Below are 24757 nucleotides of genomic sequence, written 5' to 3'. Positions count from 1 at the left end.
GCCATGGCACGGGGACCGAAACTCACCAAGCAGCAGCAGCGCCAGGTCGACCGCCGTCGGAGAGTCGGGCAGACCCCGGTCGGCGACGACCTGCTCACCGGGGTGGTGGTCACCCACCACGGGCACGACCTGTTGATTGAAGACGATGTCCACAAGCTTCACCGCGCCCGGGCGCGGCGAACCGTGGGGCGCCTGGCCACCGGTGACCGGATTCGCTGGCGTCATGACGATCATGGTCACGTCGTCGTCGAACAGCGCGAGGAACGAGTCAACCTGCTCGTTCGACCGGATGCCTACGGCAAGAAGAAGCTCATGGCCGCCAACATCGATCAGGTCATCATCGTCACCGCCCCCCTGCCCTGGATGAACCCGGAAGTGGTCGAGCGCACCCTGGTCGCGGTGCTCGCGCTTCCAGCTCGACCGCTGATCCTCCTGAACAAGGCGGATCTTCTCGACAAGACCGCGCCGGCGGACCTCGAGGAGATCGAGACGACGTTGGCCCTTTGGCAGGGGCTGGGTTTCCCCGTGATCTGGACCTCGGTCAAGACCGGTCGGGGCATGGATGAACTGGAAACCGCGCTGGCCGGCCGTACCAGCCTCATGATCGGCCTTTCCGGGGTAGGCAAGACCAGCCTGACCCGGGAGATCACCCCCCTGGCCGGCGATGCTGCCATCGGTGAGATATCGGCCTTCAACCGGGAAGGTACGCACACCACCAGAGCCAGCACGCTGTACCGCTTTGCCGACATGCCCGGCGGCCTGATCGATGCCCCGGGCCTGAGGGACTTCCCGCTCGAGCAGGTGCCGGAAGAAGTACTGGATGCCGGTTTTCCCGAGATAGCCGAGGCGGCCGCCTACTGTCGTTTCAATGACTGCCGTCACATGAACGAACCGGGCTGCGCGGTCCTTGCCGCCGTCGACGAGGGGAAGATCCTGGCCAGGCGACTGCGTCAATACCAGGAGTTGCTGAAGACGGACTGAAACTCAGTTCCTCATCAGCCCGGCGGCCAGTGCATCACACGTCCACCCATCAGATGCAGGTGGAGGTGATAGACCTCCTGGCCACCATCTTCATTGCAGTTGAACACCGTGCGATAGCCCGATTTCGCGATGCCCTCTTCCGCGGCGATCTGGGCGGCAACCGTGAACAGCTCTCCGATCAGTTCCTGATCCTCCGGGTGAATGTCGTTGACGGTCGGAATCGCCTTCTTGGGGATGACCAGGACGTGTACCGGTGCCTGGGGATTGATGTCACGGAATGCCAGCACCCGCTCGTTCTCGAAAATGATGTCGGCCGGTATTTCCCGTTTGATGATCTTGCTGAATATGGTCTCGCTCACCGTGAAACGCTCCTTTCGGCGTGAATTTCCTATCGGTCTAGCCTAACGTATCCAAGCTCTCGCCTGACAGATGAATCGTAGGCTCGGCGATGTCCGACGCGAGCACACGTTTCTCTTTGCTGGCAGGGGTATTCGTTAGTACACTAACTGTTTCCAGTATACGAGGGGTGGGCAGGCGATACACGAGTCGTCTCGCCGACTGCCCGAGACTCGGCAAGAACCCGGCCGGCATCAGGCCGGCCAACAAGCTCGGTGATCTTCCATGTCGACCGCATTGCGCACTTCTTCATTGTCCGCCGGCAGCAAGCTGCTTGTCTCGTTGGCACTGGCTCTGGGCATGACCGGCCAGTCCTGGGCCCAGGCGGGGGGCGATCGCCCGCCTCCCAAGGTGCCCGTCTTCTCAGTCGAGCCGACCGACACCGAGGTATTCAAGACGTACACCGGGCGCACCGAGGCGAACCGCCACGTGGAGGTGCGCGCCCAGGTCGACGGCATCCTCGAGTCAAGGGAGTACACCGAGGGCAGCCGGGTCGAGGAAGGCGATCCGTTGTTCCGCATTGATCCGCGACCGTATCAGGCAGCCGTCAATGAAGCGCAGGCCGACGTGGCGTCTGCCGAGGCGACGCTCGCTGCGGCCCAGCGCGACTGGAGGCGGATCAGTTCCCTGTTCGAACGCGGAGTGGCCAGCGAGAAGCAGCGCGATGACGCCCGTTCGGCGCTCGAGACCGCTCAGGCCGAGCTTGCGGTGGTAAGGGCCCGGCTGGAATCAGCCCAGATCAACCTCGACTACACCGAGGTCACGGCGCCCATCCCGGGTATAGCCGGCCGTCGGGCCGTGTCTGCAGGCAACCTCGTGGGGGTCGGCGATCGCCTGGTCTCCATCGAGGAAATCGATCCGATCCAGGTGCTGGTTTCCTTCCCCGTGGATGATCCCTTTGCCGACTCTCCCGCCCTCAACCCCCAACCTGAAAACACTACACCCGCCGAACTGGTCGACGTGGCCGGTCCCGATGGCGAGCCGGTCACCGGCGAACTGAACTACCGTGCCGCGAGCATCGATCGCGGCACGAACTCCATGTTGTTGCGTGGTGTATTCGACAACCCCGGCGACGTGCTCCGGCCTAACCGCTACGTCCGTGTCCGCCTGCTGGTGGCGGAACCGAAGGGTGCCCTGATCGTTCCCGAAACGGCCATCGGCACGGGTGCGGAGCCTGGCAGTACCGTCGTGTTCGTCGTTGATGACGAGAACGCGGTCGAGCAGCGCCGCGTGACGCTTGGCCCGATGAGTGAGCAGGGACGGATCATCGAATCGGGGCTTGAGTCGGGAGACCGTATCGTGGCCGACGGCCTTCTGAAGGTGCGTCCGGGAGCCACCATCGAGCCACAGGAATACAAAGACGAGAGCCGTTGATAGGCCATCGATTCCACGTTCACGGTTCTTGCCGTCCGTCACGATACCGAGCCTGACGGACACGGAGTGCACTGATGTTTTCCAAGTTCTTCATTGACCGCCCCATTTTCTCCACCGTGCTGGCGATCGTGATCATGATCGCCGGTGGGGCCGCGTTCACCGGGCTGCCCGTCGAGCAGTACCCGGAGATCGTTCCGCCCGAAGTCGAGGTGAGCGCCACCTACGCCGGTGCCGACGCGGGCACCCTCGCCGAGTCCGTCGCCGCCCCGCTGGAGCAGGCCATCAACGGCGTCGACGACATGCTCTACATGACGTCGGGCAGTTCGGATGCGGGCACGATGAACCTCTCGGTGACCTTCGCCACCGGTACCGACCCCGATCAGGCGACCATCGACGTCAACAACCGTGTCCAGCGCGCCCTGCCCCAGCTACCGCAGGAAGTGCGGGACCAGGGCGTGGTGGTGAACAAGAAGAGCAGTTCGCTGCTGATGGTGATCACGCTGATCTCCGAGAACGAGCAGTTCGACACCAAGTTCCTGAGCAACTACGGCCTGATCAACATCCTCGACTCGCTCAAGCGGGTGCCCGGCATCGGCGATGCCCGCCTGTTCGGCGCACAGGACTATTCCATCCGGGTCTGGTTCGACCCGGCGAAACTGGCGCACTTCAACCTCACCCAGGACGACATCGCCGAGGCGATCCGGGAACAGAACGCCCAGTTTGCCGCCGGCAAGTTCAACGACTCGCCCAACAAGGAAGGTGAAGCGTTCACCTACACCATCACCTCCCAGGGGCGCTTTTCCGACGTCGAGGAATTCCAGAACATCATCCTGGCCTCGTCCGAGGACGGTGGGACGCTGCGCCTTAGCGACGTTGCCGAGATTGAACTCGGGTCACAGCGTTACGGCTTCAACGCCACCTACAACGGCGCACCGACCGTCCCGATGGGCATCTATCTCGCCCCCGGTGCAAATGCGCTCGAGACCGTGGCTCAGGTGCGTGAGGAGATGGCAGAGCTCTCCGAGCGATTCCCGGGTGACATGGATTACAGGATCCCGCTGGATACCACCGACTTCGTGCGTATCTCGATCAAGGAAGTGCTCAAGGTCTTCGTCGAGGCACTGATCCTGGTCACCCTTGTGATCTTCATATTCCTGCAGAAGCCACGCGCGACCATCGTGCCTCTGATCGCCATACCGGTCGCCCTGATCGGCGCCCTGGCCGGCCTGTTCCTGACCGGCATGTCGATCAACCTGCTGACCCTCTTCGGCTTCGTACTGGCCATCGGCATCGTGGTGGACGACGCCATCATCGTGATCGAGAACGTCGAGCGCCTGATGCGCGAGGAAGGCCTAAAGGCCCGGGAGGCGTCGATCAAGGCCATGGAACAGGTTACGGGCCCGATCGTTGCAACCACGCTGGTATTGCTCGCGGTGTTCGTGCCGGTGGCCTTTATCCCGGGGCTTGCCGGTGAGATGTATCGCCAGTTCGCCGTGGCCCTGTCTATTTCGGTGGTGCTTTCCGGCGTGGTCGCCCTGACGCTTACCCCGTCAATGACCGCCCTGCTCCTGAAGAACCACAAGGAAAAGGAGCCGGTCCTGCCGTTCCGGATCTTCAACCGGGGCTTCGATGCCTTCCGCAACGGTTACATGAAGGTGGTCCACTTCTTCCTCGTGGCCTGGCCGGTGGGTCTGCTGATCTTCGCCGGCATCGTGGTGGCCGCCGTGGTAATGTTCCGCAGCACGCCGACCGGTCTCGTTCCTGAAGAGGATCCGGGCTACTTCATCTCGACGTTGAATCTCGACCCGGCCGCGAGTCTCTCGCGCACGGGTGAAGTGCGAGACGAGTACTCGGCGATGATTCGCGAGAACCCGGACGTGCAGATGCAGGTCGCCTTCGCAGGCTTCGATCTCCTGGCAGGAACCCAGCGCCCCTACAAGGGCGTGGCCTTCACACGGCTCAAGGACTGGTCGGAGCGCCCCGAAGAGGACCAGAGCGTCCAGGCGACGGTCAAGAAGGCCATGGGCGCGGGAACCCAGATCGAGGAAGGCATGATCATGGCGTTCGTGCCGCCGCCGATCCGCGGGATGTCGACCACCGGTGGGTTCGAGGCCTATCTCCAGCAGCGCGGCTCGGCCGACGTCAAGGAACTTGCCGAGGCGGCGAACGCCCTGGTCGCCGCGGCCAACAAGCGGCCGGAGCTGGCCGGGGTGCGCACCACCTTCGTCGACAATACGCCGCAATTCCGCATGGACGTGGACCGCGAGCAGGCCTACGCCCTGGACGTGCCGGTCGCTGCGGTGTTCCGCACCATGCAGGGCACCTTCGGCACCCGTTACATCAACGACTTCACGCTATTCGGGCGCAATTTTCAGGTCAATATGGCCGCGGATGCCGAGTTCCGCGCCGACCCGCAGGACCTGGAAAACGTCTTCGTCCGCAACGGGAAGCAGCAGCTGGTGCCGATCAGCTCGGTGGTCACCCTGACCCGCACAACGGGCGCGGATGTGATCGACCGTTTCAATATCTTCCCGGCCGCGAAGATCATGGGGAATCCGGCCGAAGGATACTCCTCGGGTCAGGCACTGACCGCGATGCAGGAAGTCATCGAACAGGCGCTCGGCGGGGGCGATTACACCCTGGGCTGGGTCGGGTCGGCCTTCCAGGAGCTTTCCAGCGGCTCGGCCGGGGCGATCGCCTTCCTGCTGGGCGTGATCATGGTGTTCCTGATTCTCGCCGCGCAGTACGAGCGCTGGTCGCTGCCGTTCGCCGTCATCACCGCCGTACCGTTCGCCGTGCTTGGCGCCCTGATCGCGATCTGGATGCGCGGCCTAAACATCGACATCTACTTCCAGGTCGGTATGTTGGTACTGATCGCGATGTCCGCCAAGAACGCGATCCTGGTGGTCGAGTTCGCCTCGAAGATGCACCTCCAGGACGGACTGTCGATCAAGGAAGCCGCGCTCAAGGCGGCACGCATTCGGTTCCGTCCGGTGATCATGACCTCGATGGCCTTCATCCTGGGCGTGCTGCCTCTGGCGCTGGCGACTGGCGCCGGCGAGGCCGCGCGCAACTCGCTGGGCACGCCGATCGTAGGTGGGATGATCCTGGCGACCTACGTGGCGATCCTGTTCATCCCGATGTTCTTCGAACTGCTGCAGACCGGCAGCGAGAAGATCTTCCGACGTGGCAGGAAGGGCTCGAACACCTGATGACCCGCAGGAAGGTCCAGCCATGAGTGCCGATAGATGCATTGGGACGCCGCTGGGTGACAGCAACCTGTGGGCGAAGCTCGACCTGGTCGACGGGCGTATCGCGACGATACGGATCGAGGCGACCGCCTGCGTGACGGTGGTGCCCCGAGACGAGGTGACCGCGGATGTCGAGACGATCATCGATGCGCTGGCGGGATGGCCCGAAGCGGAAAGCCAGGAGTGGGTGGACCATCCGTTGTTCCCGCCAGTGGGCTCACGCTTTCAACGCCAGGTGTGGCGGGAGCTGTGTCGCATTCCGCCGGGTGGGTACTCCACCTACGGTGATATCGCCCGTGCCATCGGACGACCGAGGGCGGCGCGAGCGGTGGGACAGGCCGTCGGCGCCAATCCCTGGCCGCCACTCGTTCCCTGCCACCGAGTGCTGGCCGCCGGGAAACGCCTAGGGGGGTATGCGCTGGGGACCGGGATCAAGCGCCGCCTGCTGCGGATCGAGGGCGTCGAGCCGGTAACCTGAATCGTCTCGGGGCGGTCAGGTCAGCCGCTTGCGCTTCCGCCCTCGCCCGCCTCTGCATCACGCTCGGCCCAGTGCGCCATGCGTTCGGCAATCGTGCGTTCGAGTCCCCGGTCGACCGGCTGATAGAAGCGCTGACCGACAAGACCCTCGGGAAGGTATGTCTCGCCCGCAGCGTAGGCATCCGGTTCGTCGTGGGCATAGCGGTAGCCCTTCCCCCAGCCTTCCCTTTCCATGAGACTCGTCGGCGCATTGCGCAGGTGCATGGGCACGGGGTCCGACCCCCTTTCGCGGATAGTCGCCAGTAGCGCGTTATGCGCCTTGTAGACGCCGTTGCTCTTGGGCGCGACTGCCAGATACATGGCCGCCTGGGTAAGCATCAGCTCCCCTTCGGGCACGCCGAGCCGGTCATAGGCAGTCCAGGCGTCAAGCGCCATGGTCAGTGCCCGCGGATCGGCGTTGCCGACGTCCTCGGAGGCGATGCGCACCAGCCGTCTGGCCAAATAGGCGGGATCGGCGCCTCCATCGAGCATCCGCAGCAGCCAGTACGCACCGGCGTCGGGATTCGAACCGCGAATCGCCTTGTGCATCGCCGAGATCTGATCGTAGAACTCGTCCCCGCCCTGGTCGAAGCGTCTCGGTGCCTGCTGGAGAAGAGACTCCAGCGTGTATTCTCCCACCACTCGAAGGCTGCCGTCCTCGGACTCTTCCGCCAACTGTGCCGCGAGCTCCAGCAAGGTCAGCAGGCGCCTGGCATCACCGTCCGCCGTCTCGATCAGACGGTTCCGGATCTCGGGATCGATACGAAGCGGTACGCCGCCTGTCGTCTCCAACACGCCCTGAGGGTGGTCCAGTGCCCGTTCCAGCAGTGCCTGCATGGCCGGCTGGTCGAGCGGCTCAAGCCGGTAGACCCGCAGCCTGGAGAGCAGCGCGTTGTTCAGGGAGAACGACGGGTTCTCGGTGGTGGCACCGACGAGGACCAGGACGCCCCGCTCGACCGACGGCAGAAGCTGATCCTGCTGGGACTTGTTGAAACGATGGATCTCGTCGAGAAACAGCACGGTCAACCGACCGCTCGCGGACCGACGGTCTCTGGCCGCCTGGATCACGGCGCGAAGCTCTCGCACGCCGGCTTCGACGGCCGACAGGTAGACGATCTCGGCCTGGAGCCGATCGGCATAGAGTCGCGCCAGTGTCGTCTTTCCCACCCCGGGCGGCCCCCAGAGAAGGCAGGAATGCGCCTGCCCCTTCTCCATGGCGACCCGCAATGGCGAACTCTCCCCTACCACCCGGGTCTGGCCGGCGAACTCCTCTATAGTCTGCGGCCGCATCCTGTCGGCCAGCGGTCGGAAAGCTCGAGCAGGCTCGGGTGCCGGAGATTCGGAGCCGGCATCCGGGAGAGCATTACCGAAAAGATCGTCCTGCGGACTCATCGACCAACCCTTATTGCATCTGGGGTGGTTCCCGCGCCTCGACCACGTCGACCCCGTCCGGGACTTGGAAGCGGAACCTGTCCTCGTCGACGGGCTGATTGAACCGACGGTCGGAGAAGACGACCCGGGTGGTTTGATCGAGCTGGTCGATGAAGCGCATTTCCTTCAGCCCCTCGCTGTCCAGGCCAAGGAGCACCTCGCGGAAGTCACCGCTTTCCTCGCGAGGTTCGAGGGCGAACCAGTTCATGTCGCCGTCGGTCCGACCGAGATCACGGATATGGAACACGTCCTCGACCGGTCGATCTCCCATCAGTATCGCGATGGGGGCCGCTGTGCCCGAGTCCAGCTTCGAGCGGGTTGCCTGGCGCAGATCCGGCTCGTAGACCCACAGGATGCCCTTACTTGCCGTGAGTTCCTGTACATGGGGGGTCTCGTAACGCCAGTGGAAACGCTCCGGTCGAGCGATCGCGAACTCGCCGGTGGATTCGCGGGCGATGTTGCCCCGGGAATTGATGCGCGCCTGCTCGAAGTTCGCGGCGAAGGTCTCGATCGAGCCGAGGGAATCGATCAGTTGCTCGGTACTGCGAGGGGGTTCGGCGGCCACATCAGGCAGGCTCGCCAGGGTGGACGCCAGGGACAGGCAAACGGCGAAGACCGGAAGCCAGGCACGGCGGCTGAGAAAGGAATACTGCTTGTTGAGCATGCATCACCACGCGAAAGGGAAAGGAAAGCGAGAGGCGTTCAGGGTGCCGGTCAACCCGGCGGCGGTGGCGGCGCGATGACTTCCCTGCTGCCATTGGCTCCAAGCGAGCCGACAATGCCGTCTTCTTCCATCTGTTCGACCAGACGCGCCGACCGATTGTAGCCGATCTTGAGGCGTCGCTGGACATAGGAAATCGACGCCTTGCGCGATTCGGTGACGATCGCCACGGCTTGATCGTAAAGCTCGTCGACCTCCTCCCCGTCCGGGCGTACGGGCTTTTCGCCGGGAAGCGTGACGTTCGCAGCCGTCTCCTCCGAGAGGACCTCGTCGACGTACTCGGGTTCCCCGAGTGTCTTGAGGGCCTCGACGACCCGGTGGACTTCGTCGTCGCCGACGAAAGCCCCGTGAACCCGCATCGGCATGCCGCTGCCGGGCGGCAGGTAGAGCATGTCGCCATGGCCGAGCAGGTGTTCGGCGCCCATCTGGTCGAGGATGGTACGAGAATCCACTTTGGAGGACACCTGGAAGGCGATGCGCGTCGGGATGTTGGCCTTGATCAGACCGGTGATCACGTCCACCGATGGTCGCTGCGTCGCGAGGATGAGGTGGATGCCCGCCGCGCGCGCCTTCTGCGCCAGGCGAGCGATCAGCTCTTCCACCTTCTTGCCAACCACCATCATCATGTCGGCGAACTCGTCGACCACGATGACGAGATAGGGTATGGGCTCGATCGTCGGAGGCGGTGCGTCCGGATCAAGTGCCCGGGCGTGGTCGTAGAACGGATCCCGGATCGGTTCACCACGATCGATGGCCGCGCGAATCTTCTCGTTGGCGCCGGCAATGTTCCGTACGCCCAGATGCGCCATGAGCTTGTAGCGACGCTCCATTTCCCCCACGGCCCAGCGCAACGCGTTGGAGGCGTCCTTCATGTCGGTGACCACCGGGGCCAGCAGGTGGCCGATACCCTCGTAGACCGAGAGCTCCAGCATCTTCGGATCGATGAGGATTAGCCGGACTTCCTCGGCCGACGCCTTGTACAGGAGGCTCAGGATCATCGCGTTCACACCCACCGACTTGCCCGAGCCCGTGGTACCCGCGACCAGCAGGTGCGGCATCCGCGCAAGATCCGCCATGATCGGCTCGCCACCGATGTCCTTGCCCAGCGCCACGGTCAGCGGCGAGCGGGCCTCACGGTAGCGCTTCGACTCGAGAAGCTCCCGCAAGGCGATGATTTCCCGGGACACGTTGGGAATCTCCAGACCAACGGTCGACTTGCCGGGAATGACCTCGACGACGCGCACGGACACGATCGAGAGCGCACGCGCCAGATCCTTGGCGAGATTGGAGATCTGGCTGACCTTCACCCCCGGGGCCGGCTGCAGTTCGAAGCGGGTGATCACCGGCCCCGGATGGGCGGCGACCACCTCGACGGAAACCCCGAACTCGGAAAGCCGAGCCTCGATCACTTCCGACATGTGCTGTAGCTCGTTCCTGTCGAAGCCCGCAGATTGCTGGACCGGGCGGTCGAGCAGTTCGAGGATGGGCTTGCCATCGGCCGTTCCCAGTTCCGGCTGGGGTGGCTTGCGCTTACTGCCGACAGTGGCCCCGGTGGCCGAGGGCGGCTTCGGTGCAGGTGGCTTGGGAGGCTTGGGAGGCTTGGGCGGAGCCGCGGATTTCTTGGGTGAAACAGGACGTCGACGGCGCTTCTGTTCGACTTCCTCGTAACTGGCTCCAATTTCCGGGATGGGCGTCGGCGCCCGCATACCGCCAAGAGACAGGCGTGCAGCGAGCCAACCCACTGCCGACCTGATCAGGAATACGGCCTTGAGCAGCGCAGCGCCGATCAGATCGAACAGCGCGAACCAGGAGAGCCCGGTCGTCGCCGAAATGCCCAGCATCGCCAGGCCAAGCAGCACCAGCGTGCTGCCGAGGGCCCCGAGCATGCGCACAAGCCCTTCGGCCAGCACCAGACCGACGACTCCCCCGGCCGACAGACCCGCGGGCATCTCGAACGGGGCGTGATTGATGGCGGCGAGCACACTCACGCACAAGACCAGAAGTGCGGCGCCAATCGTCTGCGTGGCGAAAACCAAGTCCAGCCATCCATCCCCGCGTCGGGCGCGCCGGAATGTGCGCCACAGCAACGGCAGGATTGCCGGGACGACCGCGTAGGCGCCGAGGCCCAGCAGATAGCGGGCAAAATCGGCCACGTACGCGCCGACCAGACCCGCGGCGTTCTGGACCGACTGGCTGCCGGTGGAACTGAAACCCGGGTCCGCGGCGTCGTAGCTGAGCAGCGCGACGAGATAGACACCCAGAAGCAGCGACACCACGAGCAGCACGAGCTCCAGCAGTGCCAGTTGCGGTCGAAAGATGGCGGGCTTCGTCAATCCGGGCATCCTGTTCAGCCTATCCTTTTCCTGCTCAAGGGGTTATTGCAGATTCCTGCAGTGGAAGATCCACATGAAGATGATACCCGAGAACGGCATTCCTCACCAAGGTGATCACCCGTCGCTCCAGGCGTCTATCATGACGGCTGCGGTTTACCTGCCAGAGGAGAGCGAACGAAATGAGCAACGACAACTGGCGCGACAAACTTACCGACGAACAATATCGCGTCTGCCGCCTGGGCGGCACGGAATCACCATTTTCCGGTGAACTGAATGCCGAGAAGCGTTCCGGTCGATATCACTGCGTCTGTTGCGGGAAAGAGCTGTTCGAATCGGGCGCCAAGTTCGATTCTGGATCGGGCTGGCCGAGCTTCTTCCAGGCCGTATCAGACGATGCCCTGACGAACGTGCGCGACACCAGTCACGGCATGATCCGGACCGAGGTGCGCTGTAGTGGCTGCGATGCCCACCTCGGGCACGTCTTCGACGACGGCCCCGCACCGACAGGACGGCGTTACTGCATTAACAGCGTCTGCCTGCGATTCGAACCCGAGGCGACCGGCTCGACCGGTTGACCCGGTCTACTTGATCACCCGGAGGCTGGGTCCTCCCTTGCCTCCGCCGCCACCGGGCGGCGGATCATCGTCGGGATCCTCGTCCGAAGATTTCCCGGAGCGGCTCGAACCACCGCTCGCGGTTTCCTCTCCCGCAGGGTTTTCCGCTCCACTGTCCGGCACGGCCCGAAGATGGGGACCCCCCTTGCGTTCCGGCTTCCCGGCAGGAGGCGGGGTGGCCGCCCCCTCGCCTTCAGGGAAGGTCTCACCGGGCTCGTCGGGGAAGGTCGCTCCCTGCCCGGAATCCCGGTCGACGATCGCCAGTATCGCGTGCATGGGAACGTGGATACGCTCCGGCTGACCGGCAAAGCGTGCCTCGAACGATATGCCGCTGCGGTCCATGTGGAAATCACGCACGGCACTCGGGCCGATATTCAGCTGGATGTGGCCATCTTCGACGAAGGCGGTGGGCACCATCACTCCGTCCGCCTCGGCATTGACCACGAGATGCGGGACGTGGCCCTGATCCACGATCCAGTCGTAGAAGGCAGGCACGAGATAGGGGCGCTTGGAAAGCATGGGCCTCAGTAGCCTTCGCGCATCTCGCGTTCCACCTCGGTCAGGCTCGCCTGGAAGGTGGGACGGCTGAACACTCGGTCCATGTAGTCGAGAATCGGCTTGGCACCGGGGCCGGAGAGCTCCACGCCGTACTTGGGGAGATACCAGAGCAGCGCCGCAAGGGTCACGTCGGCCAGCGAGAACTCCTCGCTCATGAAGAAAGGCATGGCGGAAAAGACCGGCGCCGCGGACAGCAGACCTTCCTTGAGCTGCTTGCGTGCACGCGCCACGGTCTTCTCGCCCCGCTCGAACTCGGGCAGCAGACCGTACCAGTCCTTTTCAATCCGGTAGAGCGCCGTACGCACCTTCGCCCGGCTGACCGGGTCGACCGGCATGAGCGGCGGATGGGGGAAGCGCTCGTCGAGGTACTCCATGATCACGCGTGCGTTGGTCAGCACCAGGTCACGATCGGCGAGCACCGGGACGGTCCCTTCGGGCGAGAGATCGTGGAAATCCTCGGGCGGTTCCTGCTCCGACAGATCGATGATCTCCGCGGTGAGCTCCTTCTCCGCCAGAACGATGCGGGTGCGGTGACAGTCCGGGGAATCCGGGCTGGTGAACAAGGTCATGACCGAACGACGATTGACGGTCGCCATTGGCGCCTCCCATGGTGCAATGGTTAAAACGCAATGATAACAAAAACCCGGCCTCGGGGCCGGGTTCGCGGGGTATGCGGCTGGACGGCTGCCGCTGTTCAGGGACGCATCAGTGCTTGATGTCCCGCCAGTATTCGCGCTTGAGCAGATACATGATCAACGTGAAGATGAACAGGAAGGCCAGCACATAAGGGCCATACTGGTGACGCTTGAGGGCGGCCGGTTCGGCCATGTAGACCATGAACGCAGTCAGATCCCGCATCTTCTCCTCGAAGGCTTCCTCGCTCATGCTGCCGGGCCGCTCCGGCGATTCGAGGCCCACCAGTTGCTTCTCACCCCCGTTCTCCTCGTAGACCGGCTGCTTGAGACCCTGCTCGGCGGCCAATACGTGCGGCATCCCGACGTCCGAGAAGACCGCGTTGTTGACGCCCCAAAGTGCGTCCGGGTCCTCGTAGAAGCTGATCAGGTAGGTGTAGATCCAGTCCGCACCCTGAGCGCGCGCCGTGAGCGTCAGATCCGGCGGCTGGATGCCGAAGACCTGCTGGGCATAATCCGCCGGCATGTTGGTCTCGATGACATCCCCCGGCTTGGATAGCTCCGTGGGCATGAGCTTGGCCAGTTGCTCCTCGGTCAGTCCGAGATCCTCGCCGATCCGCCCGAAGCGCATCATTTTCGCGCCATGGCAGCTCGCGCAGCTGTCCATGAAGGTCTGGGCCCCGCGATAAAGCGACGCCTTGTCGCCCAGATCGACCCGGGCATCCTCCAGCGGGACGTTGCTGCTAGCCGCCTTCGCGTTGGGGGCGACCAGCAGGCCAATCACAATCATGAAAAAGGTAAAACGCATCATGTCAAACGCTCCGGCACAGGCTTGGTTCGCTCCCGACGACTGATGAAGTACACCGCGATGAAGAAGCCGAAATACACGGCCGAAAGGATCTGGGCAGCCAGCGTCGCCAGCCCGGTGGCCGGCTGGGTGCCCAGGTAACCCAGGCCGATGAATGCCGCGGCAAACAGGAACAGGTTCACCTTGAACGCCGTCGAGCGGTAGCGGATCGAGCGGGTGCGGTTGCGATCGATCCACGGCAGGACGAACAGGATCAGGATGGCGACCGCCATGGCGACCACGCCCAGGAACTTGTCCGGCACGGCGCGCAGGATCGCGTAGTGCGGAGCGAAGTACCAGACCGGCGCGATGTGTTCGGGTGTCTTGAGCGGATCGGCCGGGATGAAGTTCGGGTGCTCCAGGAACAGGCCACCGCCCTCGGGCCAGTAGAAGACCACGATGGCGAAGAAAAACAGGAACACGCCCAGCCCGAACAGGTCCTTGACGGTGTAGTAGGGATGGAACGGGATGCCGTCGAGCGGCTTGCCCTGGTTGTCCTTCTTCTCCTTGATGTCGACGCCGTCGGGGTTGTTCGAACCGACCTCGTGCAGCGCCATGATGTGACCGCCGATCAGGAACAGCAGCACCAGCGGCAGCGCGATGACATGCAGCGCGAAGAAGCGGTTCAGGGTGGCATCGGAGACGACGTAGTCACCGCGAATCCAAAGCGCCAGGTCGGGGCCGATCACCGGGATGGAGCTGAACAGGGAGATGATCACCTGCGCACCCCAGTAGGACATCTGCCCCCAGGGCAGCAGGTAGCCCATGAAGGCCTCGGCCATCAGCACCAGCAGGATCAATACGCCGAAGACCCAGACCAGCTCGCGCGGTTTCTTGTAACTGCCGTACATCATCCCGCGGAAGATGTGCAGGTAGACGGCGATGAAGAAGAACGAGGCGCCGGTGGAGTGCAGGTACCGGAGCAACCAGCCCCACTCCACATCACGCATGATGTACTCGACCGAGGCGAAGGCGTCTTCGGCCGACGGCTTGTAGCTCATGGTCAGCCAGATGCCGGTGACGATCTGCAGGACGAAGACCACCAGCAGCAGCGAGCCGAAGTAGTACCAGAAGTTGAAGTTGTGCGGGACGTAGTATTTCGCCAGGTGCGCATTCCAGAAATGCGAGATCGGCAGGCGATCGTCCACCCATTTGCCGAGATTCTTGATCATGCCGACTCCTCCTCGGTACCGCCGACCTTGATGATGTCCTCACTGACGTAGACGTACTCCGGCACCTCGAGGTTGGTCGGGGCGGGAACGCCGCGGTAGACCCGGCCGGACATGTCGAACTTCGAACCGTGGCAGGGGCAGAAAAAGCCGCCCTTCCAATCGGCGCCGAGATCATCGGGGGCGACCTCGGGACGGTAGGTCGGCGCACAGCCCAGATGCGTGCACAGGCCGACGAGGACGAGGAAGCGTTCGTTTCCTTCGCGGGCACGGAAGCGATTGACGGCGAAATCCGGCTGCTGCGTTTCCACAGCCGATTCCGGGTCGCTGAGCTTGTCCTCGACGTCGGCCAGGGATTCGAGCATCCGGTCGGTGCGATGCACCACGTAGACCGGCTTGCCACGCCAGGACACGGTGGTCATCTGGCCGGGGGAGAGCTTGCCGATGTTCACGTCCACCGGCGCGCCGGCCGCCTCGGCCTTGGCGCTGGGCTGGAAGGAACTCAGGAACGGCACGGCGGCAAAGCCTACGCCCACCGCGCCGACCGCCGACGCCGCGCCGGTCAGAAACCGGCGTCGAGCCGGGTTGGAGGGAGAATCAGCCATGGTTACGTCGTACTCCTCGAAGTTTTCCGTCGATCGAACACGGCGGGTGTCCTCGGTACCCGTCCGCTCGTGTTTCTGGCGGGCATCACGTGCCTCCCTGCACCCGCAGACAGCCGGCGCATCACTGCATATCGCGTGCGGGCAAAATCCGATGCACAGCATCTGCCATTTTACGGCGGGGCTAGTTTAAGCATTCGGCCCGGGGGGTCAAACAAACCGGCTTAATACCTTTCCGAAGCCCTTTATGACTCGTCATGAGCGGCTTTCATGCTACTCAGGCCGGGTTGTCTATGTCGATGAATTGGTGGGAAATGCCGAATTCCTCGGCCAGGCGTTCGCCGAGCAGGCGCACGCCCCCCGTCTCGGTGGCATGATGCCCGGCGGCGAAGTAGGTCACGCCGGCCTCCCGCGCCATGTGCGTGGTCCGCTCGGAGATTTCGCCGGAAACGAAGGCGTCCAGGCCCAGTTCGATGGCATCGGCAATCATGTCCTGAGCACCACCGGTGCAGATGCCCATCCGTCGGATTTCCTGGTGGGGGCCCACGACCAGGGGCGTTCGGCCGAGCCGCTTCTCGATTCGATCGGCCATCGCGGCGGTCGAAACCGGGTGATCCACATCTCCGCTCACAGCCAGGGACTGGTGACCGAAACGAGCGTTGACGCTCACGCCCAGCTCCCGGGCGAGCCAGGCGTTGTTACCGATCTCGTCGTGTCCGTCGAGCGGCAGGTGGTAGGCGACCAGGTTGATGTCGTGCGCCATGAGTGTCGCCAGGCGGCGGCGCTTCATGCCGGTGAGGACTTCCGGTTCGTTCTTCCAGAAATAGCCGTGATGGACGAGGACAGCATCGGCGCCCTCCTCCACCGCGGCATCCAGGAGAGCCTGGCAGGCGGTCACCCCTGTCACCAGCCGGCGCACTTCGCGGCGCCCCTCGACCTGCAGCCCGTTGGGGGCGTAGTCCCGGTAGTTCTCGGGTTCCAGCAACTGTTCGCAGAATTCCAGCAGGTCCCGGATATCGACCGTCTCCGTCATGCCATCCTCTCGAGGTTTTAACCGGTGAATTGGGGAGGTCGTTAAGGTAGCACGACCGCCGGCGATCGTCCGGGCCGTTCCGCGGTGGTTTTCGTCCGGATCGCCGGCGTGTTCCAATGCTGCCACCACACGTCAACATCCCGAGCCCGATGCCACATCCCGACCCGGTCCGCCTGCTCTCCCGTCGCTTTCTGCCCTACTTCCTGACCCAGGCCCTGGGCGCGTTCAACGACAACACCTTCCGGTTCTCGGTGATGTTCATGCTCACCTACCGCATCGGCACGGACGCGTCGATCAATGTCGATGTGCTGATGAACCTGGCGGCGGGTCTGTTCATTCTGCCGTTTCTTCTGTTCTCGCCCATGGCGGGGCATTGGACCGATCGCATCGACCAGGCCCGGCTGGCACGGATCCTCAAGTGGACCGAACTGGCACTGATGTGCCTGGCGGGCCTGGGCTTCTGGCTGCAGAGCGTGCCGCTGCTGCTGGCGCTGGTGTTCCTCATGGGAACGCAATCGGCGTGGTTCGGTCCGCTGAAGTACGCGATCATGCCGCGGCACATTCCGGCCGATCACCTGATGCGTGCCAATGGCTGGGTCACCGCGAGTACCTTCGTGGCCATTCTCGGCGGCACGCTGACCGGCGGGCTGCTGGCAGCCGCCGGCGAGGCGGCAGCCCTGTGGGCAAGCTTGGTGGTGATTGCCGTGGCCGCGGTCGGGGTGATCACCGCCCGAATGATCCCCGCCGCCCCACCGCTGGACACGGTCTCCTCGCATGCGGGACCGATCCGGAGCTGGTACCTGAACTGGCGCCTGCTGCGGCGCCAGCCGCCGGAGCTGCGTCAGGCCATGTGGCTGATCAGCTGGTTCTGGTTCGTCGGCGCGGGCTACCTGACCCAGTTTCCGCGCTTTTCCCGGGAGTGGCTGGGGCTGGAGGCCGACGGCGCGACCGGCCTGCTCGCGTTGTTCGCACTCAGCATTGGTGTCGGTGGGCTGGCCGTCGGGTACCTGTCATCGGGGCGTCCCCGGCTGGGGCTGGCCCCGTTCGCAGCGCTCGGGGTGGCCGTCGCCGCGGTGGACTGGTACCTGGCCGCGGCGGTGGTCGGGCGATCCCCCGACCTGGTGAGGATCGGGCTGGACGTCGCCGCCACCGGCTTCTTCGCCGGCATGCTGGTCGTGCCGCTTTACAGCTACCTGCAGACGCGAGCCGCGGCGTCCCGGCGTGCACGGATCATTGCCCTGCTGAACGTGCAGAATGCGCTAGCCATGGTGGTCAGCAGCCTGCTCGGCATGATGCTGTTCGCCTGGTTCGATATCGAACTGCCCACATTCTTCCTGCTGTTCGGTGGCAGCGGGGTGCTCGTGTGCCTGCTGCTCTGGTGGAAGTGGCGGGGGCTGCGGCCACGGTCGCCGGGTGCCTAGCCTCCCAGCCCCGACAGCATCCACCTTTCCTCCGTCAGTTCTCGCCTCAGCCAGACCGAACGACCGTCGGCGAGATCGGCGGGGCGATAGTCGGCCGTCTCCGGCACTGTTTCCCACCAGATCGTCTGGATGCGCTCCGTTTCTCCCCATCGATCGACACGCCCCCTGACAGCGGCGGGCGACTCGAGCCACCAGAACGGCCGGTCTGGCCGAGGACCGGTCTCGCCTGCCCCGTCCTTCTGCCCCGCCTTCCGTCCGGCGGGCGCAAGCCGGCAACTCTGACGGCTCGGTATGACGGCCGGAGACGTCTGCACCCGACTGACGGCCCGGTCCCCAAGACGGGCCGCCAGTCGATGCCACAGCGAGACTTCGTTGCGCTCCCGGTCGGCCGCCTCCTCGAACAGTGCCACCTGGCCGGGCGACGGCCGGATGAATCGCTCGGCCTGCATCTGGATGCGAGTGACCGGCGTCAGGTCGGTGAACGCCTGCAGGCGCAGGCGCAACTGCTCCATCCAGATGCGTTCGTCCCGTCCCCCTTCGGCCGTTCGCACTTCCAGTCGGGTGGGGGCATCGGACTCGTGGCAGAGCGTGATCCCGAAGGCATCCAGCGCCAGTTGCCGTCGGCGCAGGAAATTAGCAAGCTCGACCAGCAGGCGGCGAGACAGGAGCAGCAGGCGCTCGACCCCGACGGCCGGATCCCACAGGTCGATCTCGCGCTCGAAACGCGCCGGCGGCGTGATGCCGGGCAGTTGCCAGTCGCGCTCGGCGAACAGACGATCGACATCCTCGAGCAGCCGCGGCGAGGAACGCATGGCCACGCCATCCCGCGGCAGACGCCGCAACTCCCCCAAAGTCGACAGCCCCATCTCCGTGAACCGGAGAATCCAGTCGGCCGGCCAGTCGAGCGTCGCCAACGGCAGGTGGCAGACGGCCTCGATCTGTCGCCGCCGATCCCGAACGTACCCGTCCTGTTCGCCGCTTCCTCTTGCCAGGGCCCAGGCGATCCGTGGATGGGGGGCCATAGCCGAGCGGACGAACAGGCCCTGCGAGCGGAACTCGTGCAGCACGCGATCGAGCAGCTCTTCCAGGCCGTGGAACAGGGCCGCGCTGCGGCCGATCTCGAGAAGCAGGCCGGGGGCGACCTCGGCTTTGGGGCGACAGACCCGCGAGGTGTACTGCATGGCGGTCTCGCCCAGGCCCTCGAGCCAGCGAGCCACGGCTGTCTCGTCCGGCTCCAGGAAACGCAGCTCCGGGGTCCCGGCCGACGCTGCGTCGCGGAAGCGCGACTGCGCCGCCAGTCGAGTCTGCCCGGGCCTCACGCCGTAGCGGGCGGCGACGACATTAACCGCCTTCACGCAAGGCATGCCCGGGCGACGCTCGAGCAGTGCCACCGGTGGGCTGGCGAGGCGCTCCTCTTCCGGGCAGCGCGACTCGAACCAGGCCTCCGGGAAGCGCAGGGCCAGCCAGAGGGGGCCCTCTTCCTGCGACGCCTTTCCGGATGAGGATGCTGCGGTGTTGCTCATGGGGACTCGGCTGACAAGTGGCGGATTCGATGAATACTGTCCATATTTACAGTACAATCCTGCCAAAGCAACCATCGGGGTTTCATGTATGACCGAGCAGGAACCGACGCCTCATCTCACGGCGCGACAGGCCGAGATACTGGCCTTCATCCGGGACACCATCGACGAGACCGGCATGCCGCCGACGCGGGCGGAGATCAATGCCGCGCTGGGCTTCCGTTCCCCGAATGCGGCCGAGAGCCACCTGCGCGCCCTGGAGAAGAAGGGCGTGATCGAACTGCTGAGCGGACGGTCACGCGGCATCCGCCTGCTGAACGCTTCCCGCAAGGACGAGCTGGCCGTGGTTGGCCGCATCGCGGCAGGCAGCCCGATCCTCGCCGAGGAGCATGTCGAGACCCGGGTGCCGGTCAACCCGACACTCTTCCGGCCACGGGCGGACTACCTGCTGCGTGTCCGGGGCATGAGCATGAAGGACGTCGGCATCATGGACGGCGATCTGATCGCCGTGCACCGCACCGAGGAAGTGAGCAACGGCCAGATCGTGGTGGCCCGCCTGGCCGACGAGGTCACGGTCAAACGCTATCGGCGCCGGGGCCCGAAAGTCCAACTCATCCCGGAGAACCCGGACATGTCGCCGGTCGAGGTCGACCTGCGGCGCGAGGAACTGATCATCGAGGGACGCGTGGTGGGCGTCCTGCGGACTCTCGACTGACCAGGGCCCGGAACAAATCGCGGGCCGGCAACAGCAAACGGACGGGGGCGGACCATGGGACAGCAGGCAGTGTCATCGACCGGTATCGCGGATCTGCTCGCCCGCCATGACATATGGCGCGGGCGACAGGCGGGCCGTTCCGACCCGGCGACATCGCCCTACCCCACGGGCTGGCAGGCGCTCGACGAGATGCTGGGGGGCGGCTGGCCCCGGGAGGGACTGATGGAGCTCTATAGCGGCCACCCACTGCAGTCGCCGTCCATGCGACCGCTCGGCAGGCTGGGCACCGGTCCGTTGTCCGACTACCTCTCCTGGTGCCAGGCCTCGCTCGGCTTCGGGGTGATGGACATCCTCCTGCCGCTGCTGGGCGACCTGACGCGAGACCGGGGTGTGGCGTTGGTCAACCCACCGGCCCGGCTGTGTGCCGAGCGCTGGCAACGCGGTGGCGTGACGCTGGACTCCCTGCTCCTGGTCGAGCCGCGCAGCCCGCGCGAACTCGGCTGGGCGGTCGAGGAGATCCTGCGCAGCGGGATCTATCCACTTGTGCTCGCGTGGCTTCCCCCCATCGGTTTTGCCCTGCGGCGACGTCTCAAGCTGGCCGCCGAACACGGTGGCTGTTGCCTATTGACCCCCTACCCGGCGACGACAGACACCCCGGCCAGCCCGGCCCGGCAGCAGCTCGTCATCCGGCGCGCGGAAGAACAGCAACTGGCCGTTCGCAGTCTCAAGCCCTTCCACCCTCGCGAGATCCGACTGCCCTCCGCGACCATCCAGGAAGTCCCGGGACTCTGAGCCAATGCCGCTTTATCGGCCGCCCACTGCCTGTTGGTAGATCGGCATCATTCTCGGAATGGCGCGCTGCAGCTCCTCGATGCGTCGGCCACTGTCCGGGTGGGTGCTGAGCCATTCCGGGCCGGCACTTCCGCCCTGCCGTTGCATCTTCTGCCACAGGCTCACCGCCGCACGCGGGTCGAAACCGGCCCGCGCCGCGAGCAACAGGCCGACCTCGTCCGCCTCGCTCTCCATGCGCCGGCTGTACGGGAGCCCCACCGCGACCGTGGCCGCCTGGCGGGCCATATCCGCCGTGCGGGCATCCAGCCCACCCAGTGCCGTGGCCATCGACAGGCCAAGCTCCTGGCTCATCGCGATCGACATCTTCTCCCGCGTGTGGGCAGAGATTGCGTGGGCCACCTCGTGGGCGATCACCTGGGCCAGTTCGTCATCGGTCGGCCGCAGGCGATCGAGCATGCCCGTGTTGACGCCGATCTTGCCGCCGGCCATGGCGAAGGCATTGATGCTGTCATCACGAAACACCCGAGTTTCCCAGGCCCAACGGCTGGCCTCGGGATAGATGCGAACGGCATGAGGAATGATCCGCTGGGTGATCGCGGCAACGCGACGGCTCGCCGAGTCAGAGGCAGGTAGCACATCACCCTTGTCGGCCATCTGGGCATAGGCCTGGTAGGCCATCTGGTTGGCCTGCCCTTCCGGCATGATCATCAACTGGCTACGTCCCGTGACAGGATGCGTGGCACAGCCGACCAGCCAGACGGACAGCAGCAGCAAACCGAACAGACGTGACATCGTTTCTCCCTCCATCCGACATGAAAACGGCCGGGAGCGCCACGCGCCACCCGGCCGTCGAGAATAGATCGGCAGGCCTCGGCCTGCCTGCCCGGATCAGTTCGCCAGTCGGGTGTACTTGATCCGCTTGGGCTGGTCGGCAGCGTCGCCGAGCCGTTTGCGCCGATCGGCCTCGTACTCCTGGAAGTTGCCCTCGAAGAATACCACCGAGCCGTCGTCCTCGAAGGCCAGCATGTGGGTGGCGATCCGGTCGAGGAACCAGCGGTCGTGCGAGATGACCAGCGCCGAGCCGGGGAAGTCCAGCAACGCGGTCTCCAGCGCACGCAGCGTCTCGACGTCGAGATCGTTGGTCGGTTCGTCGAGCAGCAGGACGTTGCCGCCAGACTTGAGGAGCTTGGCCAGATGAACACGGTTGCGCTCACCGCCCGAGAGGTCCTTCATGAACTTCTGCTGGTCCTGGCCCTTGAAGTTGAAGCGCCCAAGATAGGCCCGTGAGGGCATCTCGAACTTGCCGACCGTGATGTGATCGTAGCCGTCCGAGATTTCCTCCCAGACCGTCCGGGTGTCTTCCATGTCCTCGCGGGACTGGGAGACATAGGCCAGCTCGACGCTTTCACCGATCTCGATGCTGCCGGCGTCCGGCTTGTCCTCGCCGATCAGCATGCGGAACAGCGTCGATTTGCCCACGCCGTTCGGACCGATGATGCCGACGATGGCGCCCTTGGGCACGGAGAAATCCAGTCCCTGATAGAGCTCGCGATCACCGAAGCTCTTGGTGAGGCCATTGACCTCGATGACCTTCTCGCCCAGGCGCGGACCGGGCGGGATATAGATCTCGTTGGTCTCGGAACGCTTCTGGTATTCCTCGGACTGCAGTTCCTCGAAGCGCTTGAGGCGCGCCTTGGACTTTGCCTGGCGACCCTTGGGGTTTTGGCGCACCCACTCGAGTTCCTGCTTCATGGCCTTCTGGTGGGCGGACTCGGTCTTCTCTTCCTGCTTCAGGCGCTTTTCCTTCGCCTCCAGCCACTGCGAGTAGTTGCCCTCGAACGGGATGCCCTGCCCGCGGTCGAGTTCCAGGATCCAGCCGGCGACGTTGTCGAGGAAGTAACGGTCGTGGGTCACCGCGACCACCGTGCCGGCGAACTCCTGCAGGAAGCGCTCCAGCCAGGCGACCGACTCGGCGTCGAGGTGGTTGGTCGGCTCGTCGAGGATCAGCATGTCGGGGTTCGACAGCAGCAGGCGGCACAGGGCAACCCGGCGGCGCTCACCACCCGACAGTTTCGTGACGTCCGCATCCCAAGACGGCAGGCGCAGCGCGTCGGCGGCGACCTCGAGCTTGCGGTCCAGATCCCAGCCTCCGCCGGCCTCGATCTTGTCCTGCAGCTTGCCCTGTTCTTCCATCAGGGCCTCGAAGTCGGCGTCCGGATCGGCGAACTGGTTGGAGACTTCGTTGAAGCGCTCGAGCAGTTCGGCCATCTCGCCGACACCGTCCATGACGTTGCCGCGCACGTCCTTCCCCGGGTCGAGATCCGGCTCCTGCTTGAGGTAGCCGATCTTGGTGCCCGGCTGTGGACGGGCCTCGCCGATGATGTCCTTGTCCTCGCCGGCCATGATGCGCAGCAGGGTCGACTTGCCGGCACCGTTGTAACCCAGCACGCCGATCTTGGCGCCCGGGAAAAAATTCAGGTTGATGTCCTTGAGGATATGCTTTTTCGGCGGGACGACCTTGCCCACGCCGTTCATGGTAAAGATGTACTGAGCCATAAATGTCGTGACGACTGCTAAATTGAAGCGAATGGAAGGACACGGGACTATCCGCGGATAGCCCGGTCCGGGGCACGAAGGATACCAGCACTATGCCGCGACTTGATGCACGCAGTGCCAGAAAACCGAATCCCCGGCCGAAAACGGGCGGGAACCGGTCGAGTCGGCTGTTAGTCCTTGTTTGCGCCCTATTGTTCCCCTTGTTCCCTGTCATTTCCTCGGCCGAACCGCCACCCGAACTCCATGTCCTCATCGACGTCTCCGGCAGCATGAAGGAAACCGATCCGGACAACCTTCGCGGGCCGGCCTTGCGGCTGCTTGCCGACCTGGTCTCCGAGCGCAGCCGGGTCCGTGTCGACCTGTTCGGCGACCAGGTCAGCAACCTGCTCTCCGCCGCCACCGCCGACGCGGATACCCGACGGGCCATGCGCCACGTCGCCGGTCAGATCCGTTCGGACGAGCCGTTCACCGATATCCCCGCGGCCCTCGAGGCCGCCGACCGAGGATGGGCCGACCCGGTGCAACGCCACGTGATCCTCCTGTCCGACGGGAAGGTCGACGTGTCCCGCGAGACTGGTGACAACGAGAGCGCCATGGCCTTCCTGCGTGACGAGGTGATCCCGTCACTGGTCGAATCCGGCGTCCAGGTCCACACGGTGGCCCTCTCGGAGTTCGCCGACACCGACATGCTGGCCGAAATCGCCGACCGGACCGGTGGCCTGGCCATCTCCGCTCGCAGCAGCGCCGACCTGCAACGCGCCTTTCTCGCCCTGTTCGAGGCCACCGCCCCGCGAACCGGCCTGCCCCTGACAGACAACAGGATCCAGGTGGATGACAGCGTGCGCGAGCTGACGCTGGTGATCTTCCGCCAACCCGATGCCGCCCCCTCCCGGATCAAGCTCCCGGATGGCCGCGAAGTCGACGTGGAACGGGCCAAGAGGATGGATGACTGGCGCTGGGATGACAGCGCCGGTCGCGACCTGATCACCATCACCCGCCCCAGCCCCGGAACGTGGCACATCCAGGCACGAGAGGATCCTGACAACCGTGCCCTGGTGATCACCGACCTCGATCTCGCGATGCCGGACATCCCGGGTCGGGTTCACCCGGGAGAGATTATCGAGGGATACCTCGTGCTGACCGATCGCGGCGAACCGATTATCGAACCGCGCCTGTCCGACGACATGACGGCGACAATTCGGATCGTCGATCCGACGGGCGACATGGCCGACCGCATCGTGCTCAACGACCGGGCGATGGGCGACGACGAGGCGAGACGGGACGGGCGGTACGGC

The 24757-nt window shown here is 64.7% G+C and carries 22 protein-coding genes; 9 read left to right on the top strand and 13 right to left on the bottom strand.

Going from position 1 to position 24757, the window contains the following annotated elements:
- Window positions 1–3: 3 nt before the first annotated feature.
- Complete coding sequence (gene rsgA / locus ACESL5_RS04135) at window positions 4–981, top strand: ribosome small subunit-dependent GTPase A (RefSeq protein ID WP_372591522.1); 978 nt, start codon at window positions 4–6, stop codon at window positions 979–981.
- A 14-nt stretch (window positions 982–995) separates the two neighbouring features.
- Here rsgA and ACESL5_RS04130 read toward each other — a convergent pair whose 3' ends face one another.
- Window positions 996–1340 carry a histidine triad nucleotide-binding protein gene (locus ACESL5_RS04130; RefSeq protein ID WP_372591521.1) on the bottom strand — a complete coding sequence of 115 codons (345 nt, stop codon included), beginning with the start codon at window positions 1338–1340 and terminating at the stop codon, window positions 996–998.
- 262 nt (window positions 1341–1602) lie between these two features.
- Between ACESL5_RS04130 and ACESL5_RS04125 the strand changes: the two genes are divergently transcribed.
- The 3 genes from ACESL5_RS04125 to ACESL5_RS04115 all read left to right on the top strand — a co-directional run bounded on the left by ACESL5_RS04125 (window position 1603) and on the right by ACESL5_RS04115 (window position 6480).
- Window positions 1603–2751 (top strand): efflux RND transporter periplasmic adaptor subunit, encoded by a 1149-nt coding sequence (locus tag ACESL5_RS04125; RefSeq protein WP_372591520.1) that lies wholly within the window; start codon window positions 1603–1605, stop codon window positions 2749–2751.
- Window positions 2752–2825: 74 nt separating this feature from the next.
- The gene (locus ACESL5_RS04120; RefSeq protein ID WP_372591519.1) at window positions 2826–5963 is read left to right on the top strand and encodes an efflux RND transporter permease subunit; all 3138 of its coding nucleotides are present in this window, start codon (window positions 2826–2828) and stop codon (window positions 5961–5963) included.
- A 22-nt stretch (window positions 5964–5985) separates the two neighbouring features.
- Entirely contained in the window at window positions 5986–6480 is a 495-nt protein-coding gene (locus tag ACESL5_RS04115; RefSeq protein WP_372591518.1) for a methylated-DNA--[protein]-cysteine S-methyltransferase, read from the top strand.
- Window positions 6481–6500: 20 nt separating this feature from the next.
- Here the strand turns inward: ACESL5_RS04115 and ACESL5_RS04110 are convergent, their stop codons facing one another.
- The 3 genes from ACESL5_RS04110 to ACESL5_RS04100 are packed head-to-tail and all read right to left on the bottom strand — an operon-like array spanning window position 6501 to window position 11012.
- Window positions 6501–7910 (bottom strand): replication-associated recombination protein A, encoded by a 1410-nt coding sequence (locus tag ACESL5_RS04110; RefSeq protein ID WP_372591517.1) that lies wholly within the window; start codon window positions 7908–7910, stop codon window positions 6501–6503.
- Window positions 7911–7920: 10 nt separating this feature from the next.
- A complete protein-coding gene (gene lolA / locus ACESL5_RS04105) occupies window positions 7921–8613 on the bottom strand; it encodes an outer membrane lipoprotein chaperone LolA (RefSeq protein WP_372591516.1) in 693 nt (230 codons plus the stop codon).
- A gap of 50 nt (window positions 8614–8663) precedes the next feature.
- Complete coding sequence (locus ACESL5_RS04100; protein WP_372591515.1) at window positions 8664–11012, bottom strand: DNA translocase FtsK; 2349 nt, start codon at window positions 11010–11012, stop codon at window positions 8664–8666.
- A gap of 170 nt (window positions 11013–11182) precedes the next feature.
- Here ACESL5_RS04100 and msrB point away from each other — a divergent pair, with 170 nt between their 5' ends.
- On the top strand, window positions 11183–11578 hold the full coding sequence (gene msrB, locus ACESL5_RS04095) for a peptide-methionine (R)-S-oxide reductase MsrB (protein WP_372591514.1): 396 nt from the start codon (window positions 11183–11185) through the stop codon (window positions 11576–11578).
- A 6-nt stretch (window positions 11579–11584) separates the two neighbouring features.
- Here msrB and ACESL5_RS04090 read toward each other — a convergent pair whose 3' ends face one another.
- From ACESL5_RS04090 to ACESL5_RS04065, 6 genes are all read right to left on the bottom strand, one after another.
- The gene (locus tag ACESL5_RS04090; protein WP_372591513.1) at window positions 11585–12136 is read right to left on the bottom strand and encodes a stringent starvation protein B; all 552 of its coding nucleotides are present in this window, start codon (window positions 12134–12136) and stop codon (window positions 11585–11587) included.
- A 5-nt stretch (window positions 12137–12141) separates the two neighbouring features.
- Complete coding sequence (locus tag ACESL5_RS04085) at window positions 12142–12771, bottom strand: glutathione S-transferase N-terminal domain-containing protein (protein WP_372591512.1); 630 nt, start codon at window positions 12769–12771, stop codon at window positions 12142–12144.
- A gap of 109 nt (window positions 12772–12880) precedes the next feature.
- Window positions 12881–13597 carry a cytochrome c1 gene (locus ACESL5_RS04080; RefSeq protein WP_372591511.1) on the bottom strand — a complete coding sequence of 239 codons (717 nt, stop codon included), beginning with the start codon at window positions 13595–13597 and terminating at the stop codon, window positions 12881–12883.
- Window positions 13598–13614: 17 nt separating this feature from the next.
- Window positions 13615–14826 carry a cytochrome b gene (locus ACESL5_RS04075; RefSeq protein WP_372591510.1) on the bottom strand — a complete coding sequence of 404 codons (1212 nt, stop codon included), beginning with the start codon at window positions 14824–14826 and terminating at the stop codon, window positions 13615–13617.
- Window positions 14823–15428 carry a ubiquinol-cytochrome c reductase iron-sulfur subunit gene (gene petA, locus ACESL5_RS04070; protein WP_372591509.1) on the bottom strand — a complete coding sequence of 202 codons (606 nt, stop codon included), beginning with the start codon at window positions 15426–15428 and terminating at the stop codon, window positions 14823–14825. Before petA ends, ACESL5_RS04075 begins: the two co-directional genes overlap by 4 nt.
- A 274-nt stretch (window positions 15429–15702) precedes the next feature.
- The gene (locus ACESL5_RS04065; RefSeq protein ID WP_372591508.1) at window positions 15703–16458 is read right to left on the bottom strand and encodes a Nif3-like dinuclear metal center hexameric protein; all 756 of its coding nucleotides are present in this window, start codon (window positions 16456–16458) and stop codon (window positions 15703–15705) included.
- A 149-nt stretch (window positions 16459–16607) separates the two neighbouring features.
- Between ACESL5_RS04065 and ACESL5_RS04060 the strand changes: the two genes are divergently transcribed.
- Window positions 16608–17879 (top strand): MFS transporter, encoded by a 1272-nt coding sequence (locus ACESL5_RS04060; RefSeq protein ID WP_372591507.1) that lies wholly within the window; start codon window positions 16608–16610, stop codon window positions 17877–17879.
- Here ACESL5_RS04060 and ACESL5_RS04055 read toward each other — a convergent pair.
- Window positions 17876–19402, bottom strand: coding sequence for a Y-family DNA polymerase (locus ACESL5_RS04055; RefSeq protein WP_372591506.1), 1527 nt, complete (start codon window positions 19400–19402; stop codon window positions 17876–17878). The genes ACESL5_RS04060 and ACESL5_RS04055 overlap by 4 nt on opposite strands.
- An 88-nt stretch (window positions 19403–19490) precedes the next feature.
- Between ACESL5_RS04055 and lexA the strand changes: the two genes are divergently transcribed.
- Both lexA and ACESL5_RS04045 read left to right on the top strand, forming a co-directional pair.
- The gene (lexA, locus tag ACESL5_RS04050) at window positions 19491–20114 is read left to right on the top strand and encodes a transcriptional repressor LexA (protein ID WP_372591505.1); all 624 of its coding nucleotides are present in this window, start codon (window positions 19491–19493) and stop codon (window positions 20112–20114) included.
- 54 nt (window positions 20115–20168) lie between these two features.
- Window positions 20169–20906, top strand: coding sequence for a hypothetical protein (locus tag ACESL5_RS04045; RefSeq protein ID WP_372591504.1), 738 nt, complete (start codon window positions 20169–20171; stop codon window positions 20904–20906).
- Between the two features lie 12 nt (window positions 20907–20918).
- Here the strand turns inward: ACESL5_RS04045 and ACESL5_RS04040 are convergent, their stop codons facing one another.
- Entirely contained in the window at window positions 20919–21698 is a 780-nt protein-coding gene (locus tag ACESL5_RS04040; RefSeq protein ID WP_372591503.1) for a M48 family metallopeptidase, read from the bottom strand.
- A gap of 96 nt (window positions 21699–21794) precedes the next feature.
- The gene (gene ettA, locus ACESL5_RS04035) at window positions 21795–23462 is read right to left on the bottom strand and encodes an energy-dependent translational throttle protein EttA (protein ID WP_372591502.1); all 1668 of its coding nucleotides are present in this window, start codon (window positions 23460–23462) and stop codon (window positions 21795–21797) included.
- A gap of 92 nt (window positions 23463–23554) precedes the next feature.
- Between ettA and ACESL5_RS04030 the strand changes: the two genes are divergently transcribed.
- Window positions 23555–24757, top strand: a 1203-nt coding sequence (locus tag ACESL5_RS04030) for a VWA domain-containing protein (protein WP_372591501.1), incomplete at its 3' end; no start/stop codon positions are given.

The sequence above is a fragment of the Guyparkeria sp. genome, assembly GCF_041687595.1.
GTDB lineage: Bacteria > Pseudomonadota > Gammaproteobacteria > Halothiobacillales > Halothiobacillaceae > Guyparkeria.
Note: the sequence above shows the minus strand (reverse complement) of the source record. Positions and strands in the feature narration are given on the sequence as shown.

What these genes read in the sequence shown, in the direction of transcription:
- rsgA (WP_372591522.1), top strand. Translation starts at nt 4, where the DNA reads ATGGCACGGGGACCGAAACTCACCAAGCAGCAGCAGCGCCAGGTCGAC.
- ACESL5_RS04125 (WP_372591520.1), top strand. Translation starts at nt 1,603, where the DNA reads ATGTCGACCGCATTGCGCACTTCTTCATTGTCCGCCGGCAGCAAGCTG.
- ACESL5_RS04120 (WP_372591519.1), top strand. Translation starts at nt 2,826, where the DNA reads ATGTTTTCCAAGTTCTTCATTGACCGCCCCATTTTCTCCACCGTGCTG.
- ACESL5_RS04115 (WP_372591518.1), top strand. Translation starts at nt 5,986, where the DNA reads ATGAGTGCCGATAGATGCATTGGGACGCCGCTGGGTGACAGCAACCTG.
- ACESL5_RS04110 (WP_372591517.1), bottom strand. Translation starts at nt 7,910, where the DNA reads ATGAGTCCGCAGGACGATCTTTTCGGTAATGCTCTCCCGGATGCCGGC.
- lolA (WP_372591516.1), bottom strand. Translation starts at nt 8,613, where the DNA reads ATGCTCAACAAGCAGTATTCCTTTCTCAGCCGCCGTGCCTGGCTTCCG.
- ACESL5_RS04100 (WP_372591515.1), bottom strand. Translation starts at nt 11,012, where the DNA reads ATGCCCGGATTGACGAAGCCCGCCATCTTTCGACCGCAACTGGCACTG.
- msrB (WP_372591514.1), top strand. Translation starts at nt 11,183, where the DNA reads ATGAGCAACGACAACTGGCGCGACAAACTTACCGACGAACAATATCGC.
- ACESL5_RS04090 (WP_372591513.1), bottom strand. Translation starts at nt 12,136, where the DNA reads ATGCTTTCCAAGCGCCCCTATCTCGTGCCTGCCTTCTACGACTGGATC.
- ACESL5_RS04085 (WP_372591512.1), bottom strand. Translation starts at nt 12,771, where the DNA reads ATGGCGACCGTCAATCGTCGTTCGGTCATGACCTTGTTCACCAGCCCG.
- ACESL5_RS04080 (WP_372591511.1), bottom strand. Translation starts at nt 13,597, where the DNA reads ATGATTGTGATTGGCCTGCTGGTCGCCCCCAACGCGAAGGCGGCTAGC.
- ACESL5_RS04075 (WP_372591510.1), bottom strand. Translation starts at nt 14,826, where the DNA reads ATGATCAAGAATCTCGGCAAATGGGTGGACGATCGCCTGCCGATCTCG.
- petA (WP_372591509.1), bottom strand. Translation starts at nt 15,428, where the DNA reads ATGGCTGATTCTCCCTCCAACCCGGCTCGACGCCGGTTTCTGACCGGC.
- ACESL5_RS04065 (WP_372591508.1), bottom strand. Translation starts at nt 16,458, where the DNA reads ATGACGGAGACGGTCGATATCCGGGACCTGCTGGAATTCTGCGAACAG.
- ACESL5_RS04060 (WP_372591507.1), top strand. Translation starts at nt 16,608, where the DNA reads ATGCCACATCCCGACCCGGTCCGCCTGCTCTCCCGTCGCTTTCTGCCC.
- ACESL5_RS04055 (WP_372591506.1), bottom strand. Translation starts at nt 19,402, where the DNA reads ATGAGCAACACCGCAGCATCCTCATCCGGAAAGGCGTCGCAGGAAGAG.
- lexA (WP_372591505.1), top strand. Translation starts at nt 19,491, where the DNA reads ATGACCGAGCAGGAACCGACGCCTCATCTCACGGCGCGACAGGCCGAG.
- ACESL5_RS04045 (WP_372591504.1), top strand. Translation starts at nt 20,169, where the DNA reads ATGGGACAGCAGGCAGTGTCATCGACCGGTATCGCGGATCTGCTCGCC.
- ACESL5_RS04040 (WP_372591503.1), bottom strand. Translation starts at nt 21,698, where the DNA reads ATGTCACGTCTGTTCGGTTTGCTGCTGCTGTCCGTCTGGCTGGTCGGC.
- ettA (WP_372591502.1), bottom strand. Translation starts at nt 23,462, where the DNA reads ATGGCTCAGTACATCTTTACCATGAACGGCGTGGGCAAGGTCGTCCCG.